The organism is Nostoc commune NIES-4072 (assembly GCF_003113895.1).
Lineage (GTDB): Bacteria > Cyanobacteriota > Cyanobacteriia > Cyanobacteriales > Nostocaceae > Nostoc > Nostoc commune.
Window position 1 is genome coordinate 2,143,215 of the sequence record NZ_BDUD01000001.1, and the last position, 16,836, is coordinate 2,160,050.

A 16,836-nucleotide genomic window follows, 5' to 3' on the forward strand; every position below is an offset into this window, starting at 1 on the left:
GATACCCGTATGCCTCTGCAACCATAAATTACCAACCTCATCATAGAATTAGTTGTCAAACTGCTCAAAATGTACCCTGAATAGCTCCGCCATCTACTTGCAGCATGACTCCATTCAAAAATGATGCAGCTGGTGAACTCAGAAATACAGCAACATTGGCAAACTCTTCTGGTGTTCCAATCCGACCTAAAGGAACTGTGTCGCACTGACTCTAGCAATTTCTGCTTGTTTACAGCAATTTGAAGCCAAGGTGATTGAGAACTTCCCGCAAGCGATCGCGTCCTCTGAGTGATTCTACGGTTGCTATCCTTTGGGCTGAGGCGCAGCCCGCCGTAGGCATCGCAGTAGTTCTGTAGGATTAGTCATAATCAATTTCAAAATTCACGGCTATTGTCTAAAAACCATAGCAAAAAGGTATTACGAATTACGAGTTACGGAAAGTATGTATTAGTAAATTACTCTAAGAAAGTACGATCGAAGATACGGCCGAATCAGACCAAAACTGGTTAGAATTTACACCTGATAGCAGTAATGTTTGTTGAGTGTCTCCAGTATTAAAACTCAAAAGGAGACCATCCTTACTATCAATTATATTTCCTTGAAAAAACATGTCATTTAACCAAGTACCAGCGTCATTCTCATGCGAACCCGTAAATTCAAGCTTATCAATACCAATTTTAAAATCTTGAATGACATCAAACTCACTTTTCAAGAATTTATCGCTAACATTTATAAGATTATCGAAATTGATATTAACACCAATACCAGCTACTAAATCTTGGGTGCGACCAAGCTTACCTGCCAACGAGTTATCGTTAAAGTTGAAAACAAATTTGTCATAGCCGTCGCCACCAACTAAAACATCATCTCCCTCAGCACCAATAAGAACGTCATCACCCGAACCGCCATGAAGTTTATCATTGCCTTGACCTCCAATTAGAGTATCATTCCCTTCGCCGCCTTCGAGGATATCATCGCCTTTCCCTCCATCCACCTTGTCATCCCCTAAGCTGAGATAAATTTTGTCTCCCCAGTTACTTCCTTGATGATCATCTTTCAAAACCGTGCCATAAGTAACATTTTTACCTAAATTGTTGATTAAAGTATCTCCTAAAAAAATAATATTACTGAGATTCATTTCTATTATTGTTATGTTGATGTCACGCTCCCAAGTTTTTTTATAACTACCAACGCTCTGTGCTTTGAGGGAGTCCTCACCATTATCGCCGTCAATATCAGTAGTTTGCAGGATATTCTTAATACTAACATTACTACTTTTGCTAGATTTCAAATCAGCAATCTGGTCAGAAGAAATTAATTTACCGTGGATACCGAAATAATCTAATACCTTAGGTTTATAAGGATTTGTGGTATCTAGTACCATTAAACAAATTATCCCCTTAGCCTGGTTATATTCAGTACCATAATTTTCAATTTCTTTAGCTTTTAGTGCTAAGTCTGCATTGAAATCGAAAGAGAAGGTTTTACGAGCATCAACTTTAAAACTAGCAACCACTTTTATTTCACTATTGGCAGTTCCTGCTCCCGAACCATCTAATCCGATGCCAGTGATGTCACTAAAGAGCAAAGAAAAAGTTGGGTCACTCTCATAAATAGCTCCGGCTTGAGCCGTAACAATAGCAACTCCATTTTCAACCAACGCCTTTATCTCAGTGGTAGTCAAAGTTCCTGAGGGCTTTTGACTATAGTTTGAAGAAGAAGTAGACCCATTAGCGTTAGCAAAGTTAGGGTTGGGATTAGGAATCTGATCTACAGTTGGCTGTAAAAATAGTGTTTGTGAGGCCATAATATTTTCTGTTCCTGTTAAGTACTGTCTCTACAAAGATGTATGAGTGTATGCAACCCTATTTTGTGGAATTAGGCGTAGCGATCGCACAATCTCATAATCTCAGGAGTCATGTCAATTATCCAGGGCGATCGCATCTAAATTATTCTTGGCCACAAACAAGGTATTGTTACTTTTATCCTCTATTGATGAGCTATACTTAGTATCGCAAGGCGGAAGTCACGCATTCAAAAGTTTTGTATATCAAGGCTTTTGCAACTTTTAAAATGGTAGCTTGATTTACGCCGCGCTGTACTAGTTAACCAGGTCACAACGTATACTACAACCGCAATTAGCTCATTACGGGTAAAAATTTTGGTCAATAAATTAATTCCTCTTTAACCTCTTTACTCTGTGTTCTCTGCGTCTAGTAAGGTTAAATAAATCACTTTTAAAGCGCAGAGGCGCAGAGAGCGCTGAGAAAAAATTACTCTAAGAAAATACGATCGAAAATACGGACGAATCAGACCAAAACTGGTTAGAAGTTACACCTGATAGCAGTAATGTTTGTTGAGTATCTCCAGACTTAAAACTCAAAAGGAGACCATCCTTACTATCAGTTATATTTCCTTGATAAAACATATCATTTAACCAAGTCTCAGCGTCAGTATCATGCAAACCCGTAAATTCAATCTTATCAATACCAATTTTAAAATCTTGAATGACATCAAACTCAGTTTTCAAAAAGCGATCGCTAACGTTGAAAAGATTATCGAAATTGATATTAACACCAAGGCCAACTAGTAAATTTTGGACGTCACCAAGCTTACTTGTCGGCAAGCTATCGTTAAAGTTGAAAACAAATTTGTCAGAGCCGTCGCCACCAACTAAAACATCATCACCCTCACCACCAATCAGAACGTCATTACCCGAGCCGCCATGAAGTTTATCATTGCCTTCACCTCCAATTAGAGTATCATTCCCTTCACCGCCTTCGAGGATATCATTGCCTCTCCCTCCATCCAGTTTGTCATCCCCTAAGCTGGCATAAATTTTGTCTTCACTGTAAGTTCCTTTAAGATTATCTTTCAAAATGGTGCCATAAATAACATCTTTACCTAAATTATTGATTAAACTATCTCCTACAAAAGTAATATTACTAGCATTCATTTCTACTAGTGTTATGTTGGTGTCATGCTCTAAGGTTTTTTTATAACTACCAAGAACTTTCCCTATAACAGAGTCCTCACCGTTATTTCGGTCAATATCAATAGTTTGCGGGCGACTCTTAATAGTAACATTACTACTTTTGCTATATTCCAAATCAGCAATACGCTCAGAGGAAATTAACTTCCCTTGGATACCGAAATAATCTAATACCTTAGGTTTATTAGGATTTGTGGTATCTAGTGCTAAGAAACCAATTTTCCCCTTAGCCTCGTTATATTCAGTAGCATAATTTTCAATTTCTTTAGCTTTTAGTGCTAAGTCTGTCAAGAAATTGAAAGAAAAGGTTTTATGAGCAGCAACTTTAAAACTAGCAACCACTTGCATTTCACTACTGGCAGTTCCTGTAAAAGAACCATCTAATCCCATGCCAGTAACGTCACTAAAGAGCGAAGAAAAAGTCGGGTCAGTGTTAAAAACAGCTGCGGCTTGAACTGTAGCAATAGCAACGCCACTTTCAACCAAGTTTTTTATCTGAGTGGTAGTCAAAGTTCCTGAGGGCTTTTGACTATAGTTTGAGAAAGAAGCAGACCCTTTAGCGTTAGCAAAGTTAGGATTGGGATTAGGAATTTGATTTACAGTTGGCTTTAAAAAGAATGTCTGTGGCTGCATAATATTTTCTGTTACTGTTAAGTACTGTGTCTACAAAGATGTATGAGTGTATGCATACCTATTTTGTGGAATTAGGCATAGCGATCGCACAATCTCATAATCTCAGGAGTCATGTCAATTATCCAGGGCGATCGCATCTAAATTATTCTTGGCCACAAACAAGGTATCGTTAATTTTATTCTCTGTTGATGATGAGTAACCGCTCAATAATCCGAGGTAAATTGCTCAGTCACAAGCCTCAAATAGCGTAAAATCGTTCTTGAACTGGTAGTTGCCTCGATTTATTGAACGGATACGATCATGAGCCATACCTATGTAGTCAGGTCAACGTTTGCTACAATCGCAATTAGCTCATTACCGCCAGGGAGTTGGGCGAAAATTAAAGTATCAAGCTGAGTTATCACAGAGGCTGTTTGAAGTTTATAACTCACACTTGTACTAAGTCCCAACTGATCGATACCCTTCTCAAAGCCCAAAATAGTAGCAAAGTCATTGTCGCCAGCAGATATATAATAAGAGTTGTTCGCATCCCCAAGCACAAATAAATCTTTCACGCCATCGCCATTCGTATTTGTGATCTCGCCCTGATTGTCAACCGCACCGCCACCAACTAAGACGTCTCTCTCAAATGATGTTCCTCTACCAGGGGCAAATCCATTGAGAGTGTCACTACCAGCACCCCCTACGAGAAAATCCTCAAAGAATCCTTGAGGAGCATTTGGAGATCCGCTAGGGCCTCCAAGCAACAAATCATTACCATCGCCCCCAAATATTACGTCACTACCCTGATCTCCATTGAGGGTGTCATTGCCACCATTGCCAAAAAGCAAATCGTTACCAAGACCTCCATTGATGCTATCGTTACCGCTACCCCCATTTAGGGTATCATCGCCGCTAGTTCCTTGTAAGGTTGCCATATTTTTTATCTCCAAAAGTTGCAAATTTTACTATTACCTGCCCTACTTAAATATTATTTATATTCTTGGTTCAAGCAGGGCGATCGCATCCATACTACAATACACTACTCTTGACCACAAACAAGGTATTGTTAATTTTCTTCTCTATAGGAATCCGGTTTGATTTGGAGAAAATATACGTAGGATGTGTTAGCGACAGCGTAACGCATCAAACTCGTGTTCATAGTGCGTTACGAACTCCGTTCTAACACACTCTACAATACTTAATTTCGTTCAAAAATCAAATAGTAATCCTCTATTGATGATGAGCTATACTTAGTTAATCAGGTTAACGCCTGCTACAATCGCAATTAGCTCATTACCGCCAGGAAGTTTGGCGAAAATTAAAGTATCAAGCTGAGTTATCTGAGAAGCTGTTTCAAGTTGATAAGTTACAGCTGGACTAAGTTGCAACTCATCAATACCTTTCTCAAAGCCCAAAATAGTAGCATAGTCCTTGTCGCCAGCAGCTGTATAAAAAGCGCCTTTCGCATCCCCAAGCACAAAGAAATCTTTCACGCCATCGCCAGAAAAATTTGTGACGGTGCCGTTTCCGTCAACCGCACCGCCACCTATTAATTGATCTCTCTCAAATAATTCTACTGTCCCATCACCTTTTGATGTTCCTCCAGTAACGCCAAATCCATTCAGAGTGTCACTACCAGCACCGCCTACAAGATAGTCCTCAAAGAATCCTTGAGGAGCATCAGGAGAGCCGCTAAGGCTTCCAGTAAGACTATCATTACCATCGCCCCCAAATATTACATCACTACCCTGACCTCCATCGAGGGTGTCATTGCCAGCATCCCCAAAAACCAAGTCATCCCCTGCACTTCCGGAGAGATTATCATTTCCGAGTCCCCCATTTAGGGTGTCATTACCGAGACTTCCAAGGAGGGTATCATCGCCGCTATCCCCATTGAGCAAGTCATCACCAAGACTTCCACTCAGTTCATCATCACCGCTACCCCCATTCAGGGTGTCATTGCCGAGGTTGCCAAACAATCTGTCATTCCCATCTCCCCCATTCAGTAGGGAATTACCACTGATACCTGTAAATATCTTGTCATTACCACCTCCCCCAGTCAAAGTATCGTTGCCACCAAGACCAAAAATCGTGTAATCCTTGGTATTAGTGTTTCCTCCTGGGACACTTAATAGATCGTTGCCGCTAGTTCCTTGTAATAAAAGACTCCCACCTCCAGATGTATTGTTATTACGGTCTCTCCCGGTCAAGATATCGTTACTACGACTAAAAAGATTCGCGATTTTATCAGCATTATTATTGCCTCCTATATTGTTGCTGTCATTTATTTCTAGAGTTGCCATATTTTTTTACCTCGCAAATTCTTGGTTGAAGTTGCCAATGTGTAGTGGGTAATCATCCTAAGAAGATGTTTTAAAAGTATTTTGTTGTGATTTTAAACACTTCTCGATCCCCCCTAATCGATGTCAGTCGGTCATGGGGAGCCACTCCGTTGTCTTGAAGGAAGTGGCGTGAAAACCCCCTTTTCCCGCACTGGCTCACCCTTTTAAAAGGGAAACCGGAATCAAAGTTCCCTTTAAAAAGAGGGATTTATAAGGATCTAAAACGTTTTGATAGCAACAATAGGACTTTTAAAACATCCTCTCAGCTATTTTGGAGGGTTAGGTTCATTGCTAAATCATTGTCTTCCCCAAAAATATTTGTCAAAACTGTCCTAAAAATAGGCTAAATTAGCCCCTCACATGAAACTATCACCTATCGAATTGAAGCCTGTAAATCCGAAATTGCTTAACAGGTTATTATTTGTTTGTATCCCGCTCACATCACCGAAAGATGGATTCAAATCAGCGATGACATTACTACGCCCAGAAGCAGAATTTGTTGTTGTACCTAGAGATAACCTGGGATTAGTACCTCTGGTAAGTGTATCAGTGCCTAAATTGCTGACGAAAGTACCGTTATTTTGACCTCCTAATAGCAAATCGTTCGTGTTATCTCTAGTGTAGGAATTCGTAGCTAGCACACTAATTCTATTGGATGTTGCTCTGGGTACGAAAACTTCTTCACTCCTGTTAATGGTTAAACCTGTAGGGGAAGAAATGCTGACGTTGACGCTGCCGCCGGCACCACTCATATTGACATAGGACAGACCTGTTAAAAAAATTCTGCTCATTAGATTTCCTCTTGAACTTGCTAGATACTTGCTAGATATAATATATACCAACTTGACGAGAGAGGAGAAAGGAGCAGAAAACAGTGGAAAAGATGGTGTAATTCGCCTACCAAGAGGGTTTCAGGGCAAATAAATTTATTGAGGTTAAGTAAGTAGGCACAATTAAACCGAACTGTGTAAATTTATGTAAAGCACCAGAAACGCTTTGAATATCAGCTTTTAAGCGATTTACATTTCTTAATTGTAGTTGTATTTTTTAGCGCCCACTTACTTAATGTTAAATATTTATTTCAAGATGCATTACGACAGGAAATAATACGTCCAAGTTTCAGCAGACATATAAATTTATTTATGGCGTTCTCTCCTAAGCTTTGTGCCCCCTGTCCCCTTTCCTATTCTTTGACAGATAGTTATGATACTAAAGCTCAAGTATGAGTAAGCCACAAACTGAAAACGAACGTAATAGTAGGGGTTTGCGCCCTTACGAATCAGGAAGCAAACACCATTAGTAATAGAACGATAAGCTTGATGGTATGGGTAATGCTTACCGCTTGAAGGTAACTATGGGTATCGTCTCTTATGCTGAAGTTAACGTTGTTTTGTGAGTTTTGTGATATCCCTGGCTTTAGCTGAAATGTCCAGATGGTAAGACTTCTAAAAATGTTTTGGTTTACCAAGCATGGTACTTGTTTAGATGCTGAACTTTGGAGGCGCTACCCTAGCATTACTCGACTTGACAAGAGACTTCTTACATTAACAAACAGATATCACCTTGCACAAAGAAGTAAGTCTTGCAAGTGTCTAATTAACTGTGTTAACATTGAGTCTAATTTAGAAAATTGCTGAAAACTATCTTGGTTTATAGTTTTCAGCAATCTTTGAACATCCAACAGTAGGTTGAGTAGAGTACAAGATAACCCAACAAAACAATTGCTATGGAGTGTTGGTTTTTTCACTCACTCTAACCTGCTTTTGTTTTTTGGCTTCAGCTTAACTAATCCAGTTGGATCAATTATTAGCGAACGGTAGCAGCAATAGCGTTAACGAAAGTCTCAGAGCGATCGTCTTCAACTTGAACACCACCAATAACGCTGCTGAAGGTTCTGTTTCCGGTAGCATCAGCGCTAACAACTAATTCAGCAGTGTTGCCTTGGATACCAGCCAAGTTAGTGTTAACTGTCTTGGTGAAGCTTTCATTAACAACAGCTCTAACTGTCTTGTCTGCTGTGTAGACGTTGGCGATGTTAGTACCACGACCACCAAGAATTTCTTCAGAGGTATTTTCCAAGTAGTTTAGATCAGAAATAATCATTTGAGTTTCTCCTGAAAAGTTTAGTTTTTGGGCGGAATCATTTGACGTTACAAAGTTGTCTTTGTTAACCAGATAATTAGACGGTAGCAGCAATAGCGTTAACGAAAGTCTCAGAGCGATTGTCTTCAACTTGAACACCACCAATAACGCTGCTGAAGGTTCTGTTTCCGGTAGCATCAGCGCTAACAACTAATTCAGCAGTGTTGCCTTGGATACCATTCAAGTTAGTGGTAACTGTCTTGGTGAAGCTTTCGTTAACAACAGCTGTAACTCTCTTGTCTGCTGTGTAGACGTTGGCGATGTTAGTACCACGACCACCAAGAATTTCTTCAGAGGTATTTTCCAAGTAGTTTAGATCAGAAATAATCATTTGAGTTTCTCCTGAGATTTGTAAGTTATTTGCGGAATCTTTGGCGTGACAAAGTTGTCTTTGTTAGCCACATAATTACTATAAAACATTTATCAAAAAAGTCAATACTAAAATTGAAGAATTTTCCATTAAAAAAACTAATATTTGAAAAGCTTGCAACGACTATATATAGGCATTAATAATACCTAAAAAAAAGGCATGTTAAAGCTAGGCAGTAATTTAATTTATTACTGCCCTACAATGCTTGTAGCGATTTAAAGTAATTTTATAATTTCGCTAAAATAGCATTTTTCGGATCTATTTACAAAGATAGAAAAAACGAAAACATATTAAATTTTTAAGAAAACAATACGCTAGAGAAATCTACCTTAATCAGATCAGATAGTCAGCTAAAAACATTTGAAATTTAATAATCTATTAAGCCTTACTAAATATATCTAGGAATTTAGCCTGCGATCGCACATTTGCATCTGAACCTATCTAAGTCAATGCTGATGCATTTGCATCTATAGGACTCATATCTGATTTCTGAACAATATTCTCAGATAAAACCCTGATAAAACGGGCTTTTCAGTCTCAGTATTTTTTCAAAAATCAAATCGGAGTCCTGTATGTTAAAAAAACTGACTTTGATAAAGTATTTTAGCCTTAACCCAAGCGTACTGTTATCTGAGTAACTGTTTTCATAGCCTTCATTTGTTGCTTTAACCAATCAGAAAATCATTTTCTAATGGTTTTTTGACCCAACTGCTCATTGTAGTTGGGGTTCAATGATTTCTTTCAGCGAAAAAGCGAAAGATAAGTCTTAATAGGAAACACAAAATGATTTTAAACTTTAACTGTGAGTCTGAAGCTCACTCAAAAAAAAGATGTTTTTCAAAACGCGTAGCAGAAGAATTGCAGTGTCCAAGTTTTCAATCCCACGTTTAAAAATGTGGGTTAGTGAGTCCTCATCCCTCCTCCCGGTTGGTTGGTAGGATTCTGAATGGTAGCAGAAATAGCATTAACGAAAGTTTCAGAGCGATTCTCTTCGGTTTGTACACCACCAATGACGCTGGAGAAGGTATTATCGCCAGTAGCATCAGCGCTAACAACTAATTCAGCAACATTTCCTGTTAAACCACCCAAGTTAGTAGTAATTGTCTTGGTGAAGGTTTCATTAACATCAGCTGTAACTGCCTTGGTTGCAGCGTAGAAGTTGGCAATGTTAGTACCACGACCACCAAAAATTCCCTCCAAGAATTTTTCCAAGTAGTTGAGATCACAAATAATCATTTGAGTTTCTCCTGAAAAGTGCAACTTTTTTAGGAATACTTTGTTTTAACCAGTCTGTTACTGGTTATACAAATACTACAATTCTTTCATGGAAAAGTCAATTTGTTTTGATGAGTTTGTAATTTAAAAAACTAATGTATTTAAGTATAAAAAAAGCTCATATATAGTATGAGCTAATTTAAAAAAGGCAAAATAATTTTAGGCAATAATAACTTTAGTTACTGCCTAGCAAGACTTACGAATATTAAACTTATTTTTTAAACAATAAGTTGGTAATTTGTGGATATATTCACAAAATACTAAAAAGAAGAAATTATTAAATTTTAAACAAATATACTAGCATCGGTAAAATGTTTAAAGCTTAAAAATATCTACCTTTAACCAGATAAATTTAATAGCCTATTTAGTTTTAGTAAAGGACGTATCTAGCAATTCCTCCTGCGATCGCACGTTTGCATCCGAGTCTATCTGAGTGACAATTTTCATAGCGTTAATTTGTTGCTTTAACCAATGAGAAAATGACTCTGTAATGATTTTTTGGCGCAATTGTTCATCTAATTGGGGTTGAATAATTTCTTCTACCCAAATTAAATGCACCCCTTTGGGAGTCGTAATCGGTTTGAGAGCATTTGGTGGTGCAGCAGCAAATACAGCTGCTGCAATCTCTGGACGAAAATCTTTGCGGTATCGAAGTCCTTGATATCCATAAGCACGGCGGAGTTCTGGTTCTGGAATATATAAACGAGCAATTTCAGGAAAATTGATTTCGCCTTCTTCTAGGGCATAAAAAAGCTCTAAAGCCAAGTCTCGATCCTCGAAGACAACTTCGTAGGTAACGGCGGCGACATAATCTAGTTGGTGTTCATAAAAGTGCTTTTCGAGTTGATCAGAAAATAGATGATTTGCCAACTTCCGCGAAAGGATTTTGTTGTAGGCTAATTCTTCAAACTCATTCACAGACAGGTGATGTTTTTCTAGCCATGTCCAGGTGTCTTTAGCTTTGACAAGCTTCTTAGCAAACCTTAAGGCATCTCCTTCTTGCTGTAGTTCTTCTGGTGTGACTGTAATTCTTAGCTCTTGAGCTGCTTTGGTAATAATGCTTTGGGAAGCGATCGCCTCCACTACATCAGGTATCTGGCAGGAAAGTTTGAGGCTGTGAATGATATCTGAGGTTGAAATAGTGAAATTTTCCGACATGATACAGATTCCTTCATAGAGTATTCTTTATCTCAAACATAGATAGGATGGAGTTTTGATGCTTAACTTATTTATTATTCAAACCCGATTTTGAAGCGGGGTCTAGGTCACAATGGTTCTATGCAGATACAGATTTAGTTGATAATTCTTTATCAATTTTTTCTGCTAGTTTGTAAGACATTAACGGGGGATTTCGGTAGTTGCTGGCAGTTTTTCTAAATCCCCATCGTCTAGCTTCAACTTCTGAAACTCCAAACTCTGCGGCTAGCTTGGGGTAAGACCAGCCATATTTCCTCATTAGGTCAATTGGATGCATATAATAACCTTGTGAATTAATGCTGTAGCTCTCTAGGGTGAGTTCTCAACCTGGTAGGTCGAAGGCAAACTTGATATGCGCGAAATGGAAGTGTTGACTAAATCTCTAAACCGCCTTTTTGCAGTTTTTTGAACGGATCTAAAACAAAATCAATCACCCGCCGTTGGCGAATGATCACTTCAGCATTTGCTGTCTGACCGGCACCTAATGGGATACGTTTGTTGCCATTTTCAACATATTGCTGCTCTAAGGTGATTTCTAATTCATAGTTTTCGATGTTCCCTTGCGGTGTTTGGGTAATTTTCGAGTCAGGAGAGATCCAAGTAACTTTCCCTGGTACGATGCCATAGTCTTGGAAGGGATAGGCATCAAACTTGACTTTAACTGGCATTCCTACCTTCAAAAAACCACTATCCTGATTAGGCATACTAGCTCTGAGTACGAAATCTGCATTCTTGGGTGCGATTTGGGCAATCCTTTGGCCGAGTTGTACTACTGCTCCCGATTTCGTGGTGGGTAATTCAAAAATCACCCCATTAATTGGCGATCGCACCACTCGTTGCTGTATTTGAACTTTTATAGATGTAATCTGGCTTCTAGTCTGAGCGACTTCTGATTGCACTGCTGTTATTTGCGCCTGTAGGTCTTTTAGCTGTTCCTGATTTTTCATTACAGCTAGTTTCCCGGCTTGCATCAAACTTTTATAGCTACTTTGTTCCTCTTGTAGTCGCAGTTTTGCTTGTTTGATATCCGACTCTAACGTTTTGATAGTTACTTGATAACGATTTAGTTCTTCCGCTAAACGGAATTCTGCTTGTTTGATATCTGATACAGCCCTGCTATAGAGTCGTTTACTTTCTTGTTGTTCTTTTTTAAGTTGATCAATTTGCGTTGCAGAAACTGCACCATCGTAAACGAGTTTGCTAAAGCGTTCAATTTGCCTAGAATCTATACTCAAACGGTTTTTAGCCGATTGCTTATCATCGCGAGTGGTGTAAATCTGCTGCTGGGCTTGCTTAACTAATGCTTGTTTTTCTAACTTTTGGAGGTCATAGCTACTCAGTTTGGCATCTAGGTTTTGCTGCGCCTGGTTAACTTGAGCTATTTTTTCTAATTCTTGGGATTTATTTTGTTGCTCTAAAAGGTTAGTTGACATTAGGAGTTGATTTTTGAGCAATTCCAGTTGCGATTGCCGATTTTGTAGCCCTTGCAATTTGCTCATGCTTTGTTGCAGTTCCGTTTGCAGGACATCAGACTCTAGTTCTACTAGAACCTGGCCGGCTCTGACTGTATCTCCTTCTTTGACCATAACTGTTTTGACACTCCCAGCAGCTTGAGCGTCTAATTTTTGAGTTGCGCCTTTAGGTTCTATACGCCCTCTAGCACTACCAGTCTCATCTACTTTCGAGAGAGTTGCCCAAGGTAAAAAAAGACCAGCAAAGCCTATGAGTACATACAACAAACCACGAGTCCAAATCCGAGGTAAGGCATTGAGCAATGCTTCAGTACCGTAGTACAAGTCTTGACTGTTACTTTCTGCCTCAGCAACTTCTACAGATTCCTCTTGCTGTGTGTAACTTTGGTATTCATCTGTTTCATTTTGAGGAACTGGGGATGATCTATTGGGAGATGGCATAGTTTTAGTTTCAATAACAGTGGATAGGGAGTGGGGAGTGGGGAGTGGGGAGTGGGGAATAGGGGGCAGGGGGAGCAGGGGAGGCAGGGGAGGCAGGGGGAGAAATAACCAATGCCCCATGCCCAATGCCCAATCTCAACTAACTTGAGCCATTTGTTGTTGATTCAGGTAGTAATAATGACCTTTTTTAGCGATTAATTCGTCGTGGGTACCACTTTCTACCAAAACGCCTTGATCTAAAACCAGAATCAAGTCAGCGTTGCGGACTGTAGAGAGGCGATGGGCAATGATTACACTTGTGCGTCCTTGAAGAATTGTTTTGAGGTTGTTTTGAATGATTCGCTCTGATTCGGAATCTAGATGGCTGGTGGCTTCATCAAATAGTAATAATCGAGGATTTCCGAGCAAAGCACGAGCGATCGCTAGGCGTTGGCGTTGTCCACCAGAAAGCATACCGCCGCTTTCACCAATTTGGGATTCGTAACCCATCGGTAGTTTTTGAATAAATTCATCGGCTCCGGCGTATTTTGCTGCTTGGACAATTTCTTCTGAAGAAGCATTTGGATGAGCGATCGCAATGTTTTCTCGAATTGTCCCACCAAAGAGAAAGGTATCTTGGTCTACAACACCGATTTGAGAACGGAGCGATCGCAACGAAACACTAGTGATGTCACGACCATCAATTAGTAATTTGCCATCTGTCGGTGGATATAAACCTAAAATCAATTTACTCAGGGTTGTTTTTCCAGAACCACTGCGCCCCACCACTGCAACCATCTGTTCTGGCTGGATTTCAAAGTTAAGATTTTCTAAGACGTTAGTCTCACTTTCTGAGTGATAGCGAAAGGTGACATTATGAAAGCTAATGTGACCACGAAGCTTACCCAACGCCTTCCGAGGTTTAGTTTCTAAGTCTTCTTCTGGTTCCGCCTCCAACACATCATTTATGCGTTCGGTGGAAATCACAATTTCTTGCAATTGATTCCACAGCATAGATAGCCTCTGGAAAGGACTCAAGACGTTACCCACCAACATATTGAAAGCAACTAATTGTCCAATCGTCAGTTCGCCATTAATTACCTGAGTCGCTCCGTACCACAGCAATGCAGTATTTACAAAAGTTTGGATAACGCCACTGAGAATTTGCAGCTGATTACCAATTATCTGAGCATTAAAGCCTTTTTTGATTAAATCATTCAGCAGTTCCTCCCAACGCCAGCGCACAGTCTGTTCAATTGACAATGAGCGGACGGTACGAATTCCACTTAGGGATTCTATGAGATAGCTTTGTTCTTTAGCGCCTGCATTAAAAATTTCTCTGGAGATGCGGCGCAAAATATTTGTGCTAGCCAGCGCCAAGATAAAAAATGGCGGTACTGTACACAGCACGAATAATGACATGCGCCAGCTATAGGAGAACATCAAGCCCAGATAAACTACCAATGTCAGCATATCCAGCAAAATGGAGAGTGTCTGACCGGTAAGGAATTGCTGAATTTTCTGGTTTTCTTGGATGCGCGAGACTATATCCCCAACAAAACGCGACTCGAAATAAGAAAGGGGCAAGCGGAAGGTATGTTTGATAAAACCTACGAGTAGAGCGATGCTAACGCGGTTGGCAGTATGAAATAAAAGATATTGGCGTAGAGCATTGACAGCCACACCAAATAACCCAAAAACTATCATCCCCAAACCAATGGCGTTTAAGGTTGTAACGCTACGTTGCACAAGTACTCTATCGAGCAATAACTGAGTGAAGACTGGCGTTACCAGTCCAAATATTTGGATTAATATTGAAGCTGCAAAGATTTCTAATAGTGCCCGATAGTGAGGTTTAATTAACTGAAAAAACTTCCAGAAACCTGTATTTTCGTTTTTAGTATTTTGTAATAAAGCTGTAGGTTCCAGTAACAATGCATAACCACTCCAACCTGCTTGAAATTCAGCTTTTGTCAGGCTGCGTTGACCAAGAGCCGGATCACATACAATCACCCGCTTTTTGGTGATTTCATAGACAACGATGAAGTGGTTGCCTTCCCAGTGGACAATTGCAGGTAAAGGTTGTTCTACCAATTTATCAAGAGTGGCTTTCACCGGACGGGTGGCAAAACCCAGGTTTTCTGCTGCTGTTGCCATAGCCTTTAGAGATGCACCACTGCGGTTGACGTTGGTCATATCCCGCAGGCGATTGATACTAAAATGCTTGCCCCAATAGTTACCAATCATTACTAAGCAAGCAGAGCCACAATCAGCAGCGCTTTGTTGGGCATAGAAGGGATAGCTCTTAGTCAGGCGTTTCCACCAATGCCCCACTTGCACCTGGGGACTGGGAAAGTAAAAACGTGCTTTTTTTGGTTGTTGTTGTGACTGCTGATCTCGCTGGGGAAAAGGAATGATTTTGGATTTTGGAGATTGGGAAGTTTTTTCCCGACTCTTTACTACAGGCGGGATTAATCGCGTCTCTCCCGACTCCCCACTCCCCAGTCCCCAATTCCCTAACTCCGGCAAGTATTCTAGTGCTGCTTGCCGATGGTCGTTTTTGAGAATGTAAGCAATTGTTGGTTGAGTTGCCTGCCAATCACCTTGTTTTGGTTGGGCAAAGATTGTGCCTGGCGTCAAAAAATGACCTTCAGAATGCCGCAGTTGACCTCTGTACAATAGCCATAACTCAGAATCTTGGGATACTTGCGTAGTTAGACCAGTTTCTAAATGCTGTCGCTCAAAGAGAGATAAAGCTTTGAGCATCCCTGGTACAAGTGAAGTATGGCACGGTAATTGTGAGGTTTGGCGACATAACAATAGCAAATCCCAAAGTTCTGCACGGGCAAAAAGGCGATCGCGAATATTAGGATACTTGTCTATCAATGTTTGCAGTGCGTCTTGTCTGAAATAGCCCAGTTTTAAGCTTGTCGAAGCTCTGACTACATAAGGACTAAAGTCAGCTTCAGGAAAAAGAGTCAATTCGCCGAAAACAGACCATGCACCAAAGGTAGTGATTAAATTTTCCGAGCTATCCAATAGTCGGACTTTACCTGTAAGGATAATGTAGATACCAGGATTCGTCTGTGCAGATTGCCAGAACTGCTTTGCTAGTGGTGGCTCCACAATTTCCATTGTTGCCAAAAAGTTTTGTAATTCTTTTTCTGAAAGCTTTGCACCCAAGGTGTACAAGAGCCTTTCGCCTATATGTTCCCCAGAAAGCACGGGTGGCATTTTCTAACCTCCAAGACGAAATTTAGCTATTGGTCTAAATTGAAAAAAATAATAAAAAGTATTACTTTATACTTTTATATTTGCAAGTAAACCCTAAACTTCTTATGAAGAAAGGAGTATTTTTATATAACAAAGTGTTTTTATTTGGGAAGCAGCGCCACTCGTTGCAACTGAACTCTTGATCTTGACAATCACTAATGTGAATACCAATATATTGGGCTAAACGTTTGCATAGCCAAGCTTATTTACTCGCAAAATAGCAATCCTTGCGGTGTCTTAGGCAGCCACAAGATTTGTGTTTTCAGCAAGAGGTTAAATAAGAGAATTTAGAAGCAAAGCGTCTCCAGCTTTGCCAAGGAATCAGAATCAGTTTAGTGGGGATGCTTCCGTCTAGAGCCTATAACCTACAGCATTAAAAAGCTGGCTTGGGGGAGGCTACAGTCAAGAGACGAGAAAAACTATAAAGCACATTATGATTTTTTGAGATTTCACTACTAAGAAAATCTCATTTCAACAATATTGTTTGCTATGCTTAGAAGCTACTAAACTCAATCTTTTTACAGTCATGTTTAGTCTCTTTAAACATATACACAAAAAATTATGTATATTTTGTTGCACCTCCTCTAGCAGAACTAATCTGAGTGGTTAAATAGTTTTGCGATAAACATATTTACATAATTAGCTTACACTGATTAACTAAAAGTTTGAATAGCCTACGCTTATTTTCGTGTAAATTTTCTGAAATATTATAAAATGGACTATTCTTTGCAGAAAAAA

The 16,836-nt window shown here is 39.7% G+C and carries 15 protein-coding genes; 2 read left to right on the forward strand and 13 right to left on the reverse strand.

Annotation, left to right across the window (positions count from 1 at the left end; all coding sequences use genetic code 11):
* Positions 1 to 64: 64 nt before the first annotated feature.
* Together CDC33_RS41625 and CDC33_RS41180 are read right to left on the reverse strand one after the other, a co-directional pair.
* Positions 65 to 181 carry an SDR family oxidoreductase gene (locus tag CDC33_RS41625; protein WP_219930089.1) on the reverse strand — a complete coding sequence of 39 codons (117 nt, stop codon included), beginning with the start codon at positions 179 to 181 and terminating at the stop codon, positions 65 to 67.
* 279 nt (positions 182 to 460) lie between these two features.
* The gene (locus tag CDC33_RS41180) at positions 461 to 1,807 is read right to left on the reverse strand and encodes a calcium-binding protein (protein WP_109008300.1); all 1,347 of its coding nucleotides are present in this window, start codon (positions 1,805 to 1,807) and stop codon (positions 461 to 463) included.
* Positions 1,808 to 1,857: 50 nt separating this feature from the next.
* Here CDC33_RS41180 and CDC33_RS38535 point away from each other — a divergent pair, with 50 nt between their 5' ends.
* The gene (locus CDC33_RS38535; protein ID WP_181373952.1) at positions 1,858 to 2,010 is read left to right on the forward strand and encodes a hypothetical protein; all 153 of its coding nucleotides are present in this window, start codon (positions 1,858 to 1,860) and stop codon (positions 2,008 to 2,010) included.
* A gap of 268 nt (positions 2,011 to 2,278) precedes the next feature.
* Here the strand turns inward: CDC33_RS38535 and CDC33_RS41185 are convergent, their stop codons facing one another.
* Positions 2,279 to 3,625: a calcium-binding protein gene (locus CDC33_RS41185; protein ID WP_109008301.1), complete on the reverse strand. Its 1,347-nt coding sequence runs from the start codon at positions 3,623 to 3,625 to the stop codon at positions 2,279 to 2,281.
* A 50-nt stretch (positions 3,626 to 3,675) separates the two neighbouring features.
* Between CDC33_RS41185 and CDC33_RS41190 the strand changes: the two genes are divergently transcribed.
* A complete protein-coding gene (locus tag CDC33_RS41190) occupies positions 3,676 to 3,798 on the forward strand; it encodes a hypothetical protein (RefSeq protein WP_280524404.1) in 123 nt (40 codons plus the stop codon).
* Positions 3,799 to 3,936: 138 nt separating this feature from the next.
* Here CDC33_RS41190 and CDC33_RS09685 read toward each other — a convergent pair whose 3' ends face one another.
* The 10 genes from CDC33_RS09685 to CDC33_RS09730 all read right to left on the reverse strand — a co-directional run bounded on the left by CDC33_RS09685 (position 3,937) and on the right by CDC33_RS09730 (position 16,059).
* Positions 3,937 to 4,542 carry a calcium-binding protein gene (locus CDC33_RS09685; RefSeq protein WP_109008302.1) on the reverse strand — a complete coding sequence of 202 codons (606 nt, stop codon included), beginning with the start codon at positions 4,540 to 4,542 and terminating at the stop codon, positions 3,937 to 3,939.
* Positions 4,543 to 4,857: 315 nt separating this feature from the next.
* A complete protein-coding gene (locus CDC33_RS09690; RefSeq protein WP_109008303.1) occupies positions 4,858 to 5,910 on the reverse strand; it encodes a calcium-binding protein in 1,053 nt (350 codons plus the stop codon).
* A gap of 395 nt (positions 5,911 to 6,305) precedes the next feature.
* Entirely contained in the window at positions 6,306 to 6,740 is a 435-nt protein-coding gene (locus CDC33_RS09695; RefSeq protein WP_146195794.1) for a hypothetical protein, read from the reverse strand.
* A 1,015-nt stretch (positions 6,741 to 7,755) separates the two neighbouring features.
* Positions 7,756 to 8,052, reverse strand: coding sequence for a hypothetical protein (locus tag CDC33_RS09700; RefSeq protein WP_109008305.1), 297 nt, complete (start codon positions 8,050 to 8,052; stop codon positions 7,756 to 7,758).
* Between the two features lie 76 nt (positions 8,053 to 8,128).
* The gene (locus CDC33_RS09705) at positions 8,129 to 8,422 is read right to left on the reverse strand and encodes a hypothetical protein (protein WP_109008306.1); all 294 of its coding nucleotides are present in this window, start codon (positions 8,420 to 8,422) and stop codon (positions 8,129 to 8,131) included.
* A gap of 939 nt (positions 8,423 to 9,361) precedes the next feature.
* Entirely contained in the window at positions 9,362 to 9,697 is a 336-nt protein-coding gene (locus CDC33_RS09710) for a hypothetical protein (RefSeq protein WP_109008307.1), read from the reverse strand.
* Between the two features lie 399 nt (positions 9,698 to 10,096).
* On the reverse strand, positions 10,097 to 10,894 hold the full coding sequence (locus CDC33_RS09715) for a peptidylprolyl isomerase (protein ID WP_109008308.1): 798 nt from the start codon (positions 10,892 to 10,894) through the stop codon (positions 10,097 to 10,099).
* Between the two features lie 118 nt (positions 10,895 to 11,012).
* Positions 11,013 to 11,210, reverse strand: a complete 198-nt coding sequence (locus CDC33_RS09720) for a hypothetical protein (RefSeq protein ID WP_109008309.1) — start codon at positions 11,208 to 11,210, stop codon at positions 11,013 to 11,015.
* A 97-nt stretch (positions 11,211 to 11,307) separates the two neighbouring features.
* Positions 11,308 to 12,846, reverse strand: coding sequence for a beta-barrel domain-containing protein (locus tag CDC33_RS09725; RefSeq protein ID WP_109012514.1), 1,539 nt, complete (start codon positions 12,844 to 12,846; stop codon positions 11,308 to 11,310).
* A 135-nt stretch (positions 12,847 to 12,981) separates the two neighbouring features.
* Positions 12,982 to 16,059, reverse strand: coding sequence for a peptidase domain-containing ABC transporter (locus CDC33_RS09730; RefSeq protein WP_109008310.1), 3,078 nt, complete (start codon positions 16,057 to 16,059; stop codon positions 12,982 to 12,984).
* Positions 16,060 to 16,836: the final 777 nt, after the last annotated feature.

Excerpts from the sequence above, each read along its gene's own strand:
- CDC33_RS09730 (WP_109008310.1), bottom strand. The coding sequence starts at position 16,059 with ATGCCACCCGTGCTTTCTGGGGAACATATAGGCGAAAGGCTCTTGTAC.
- CDC33_RS38535 (WP_181373952.1), top strand. The coding sequence starts at position 1,858 with ATGCAACCCTATTTTGTGGAATTAGGCGTAGCGATCGCACAATCTCAT.
- CDC33_RS41185 (WP_109008301.1), bottom strand. The coding sequence starts at position 3,625 with ATGCAGCCACAGACATTCTTTTTAAAGCCAACTGTAAATCAAATTCCT.
- CDC33_RS09695 (WP_146195794.1), bottom strand. The coding sequence starts at position 6,740 with ATGAGCAGAATTTTTTTAACAGGTCTGTCCTATGTCAATATGAGTGGT.
- CDC33_RS09685 (WP_109008302.1), bottom strand. The coding sequence starts at position 4,542 with ATGGCAACCTTACAAGGAACTAGCGGCGATGATACCCTAAATGGGGGT.
- CDC33_RS09715 (WP_109008308.1), bottom strand. The coding sequence starts at position 10,894 with ATGTCGGAAAATTTCACTATTTCAACCTCAGATATCATTCACAGCCTC.
- CDC33_RS09720 (WP_109008309.1), bottom strand. The coding sequence starts at position 11,210 with ATGCATCCAATTGACCTAATGAGGAAATATGGCTGGTCTTACCCCAAG.
- CDC33_RS09690 (WP_109008303.1), bottom strand. The coding sequence starts at position 5,910 with ATGGCAACTCTAGAAATAAATGACAGCAACAATATAGGAGGCAATAAT.
- CDC33_RS09705 (WP_109008306.1), bottom strand. The coding sequence starts at position 8,422 with ATGATTATTTCTGATCTAAACTACTTGGAAAATACCTCTGAAGAAATT.
- CDC33_RS09700 (WP_109008305.1), bottom strand. The coding sequence starts at position 8,052 with ATGATTATTTCTGATCTAAACTACTTGGAAAATACCTCTGAAGAAATT.
- CDC33_RS09710 (WP_109008307.1), bottom strand. The coding sequence starts at position 9,697 with ATGATTATTTGTGATCTCAACTACTTGGAAAAATTCTTGGAGGGAATT.
- CDC33_RS09725 (WP_109012514.1), bottom strand. The coding sequence starts at position 12,846 with ATGCCATCTCCCAATAGATCATCCCCAGTTCCTCAAAATGAAACAGAT.
- CDC33_RS41190 (WP_280524404.1), top strand. The coding sequence starts at position 3,676 with ATGCATACCTATTTTGTGGAATTAGGCATAGCGATCGCACAATCTCAT.
- CDC33_RS41180 (WP_109008300.1), bottom strand. The coding sequence starts at position 1,807 with ATGGCCTCACAAACACTATTTTTACAGCCAACTGTAGATCAGATTCCT.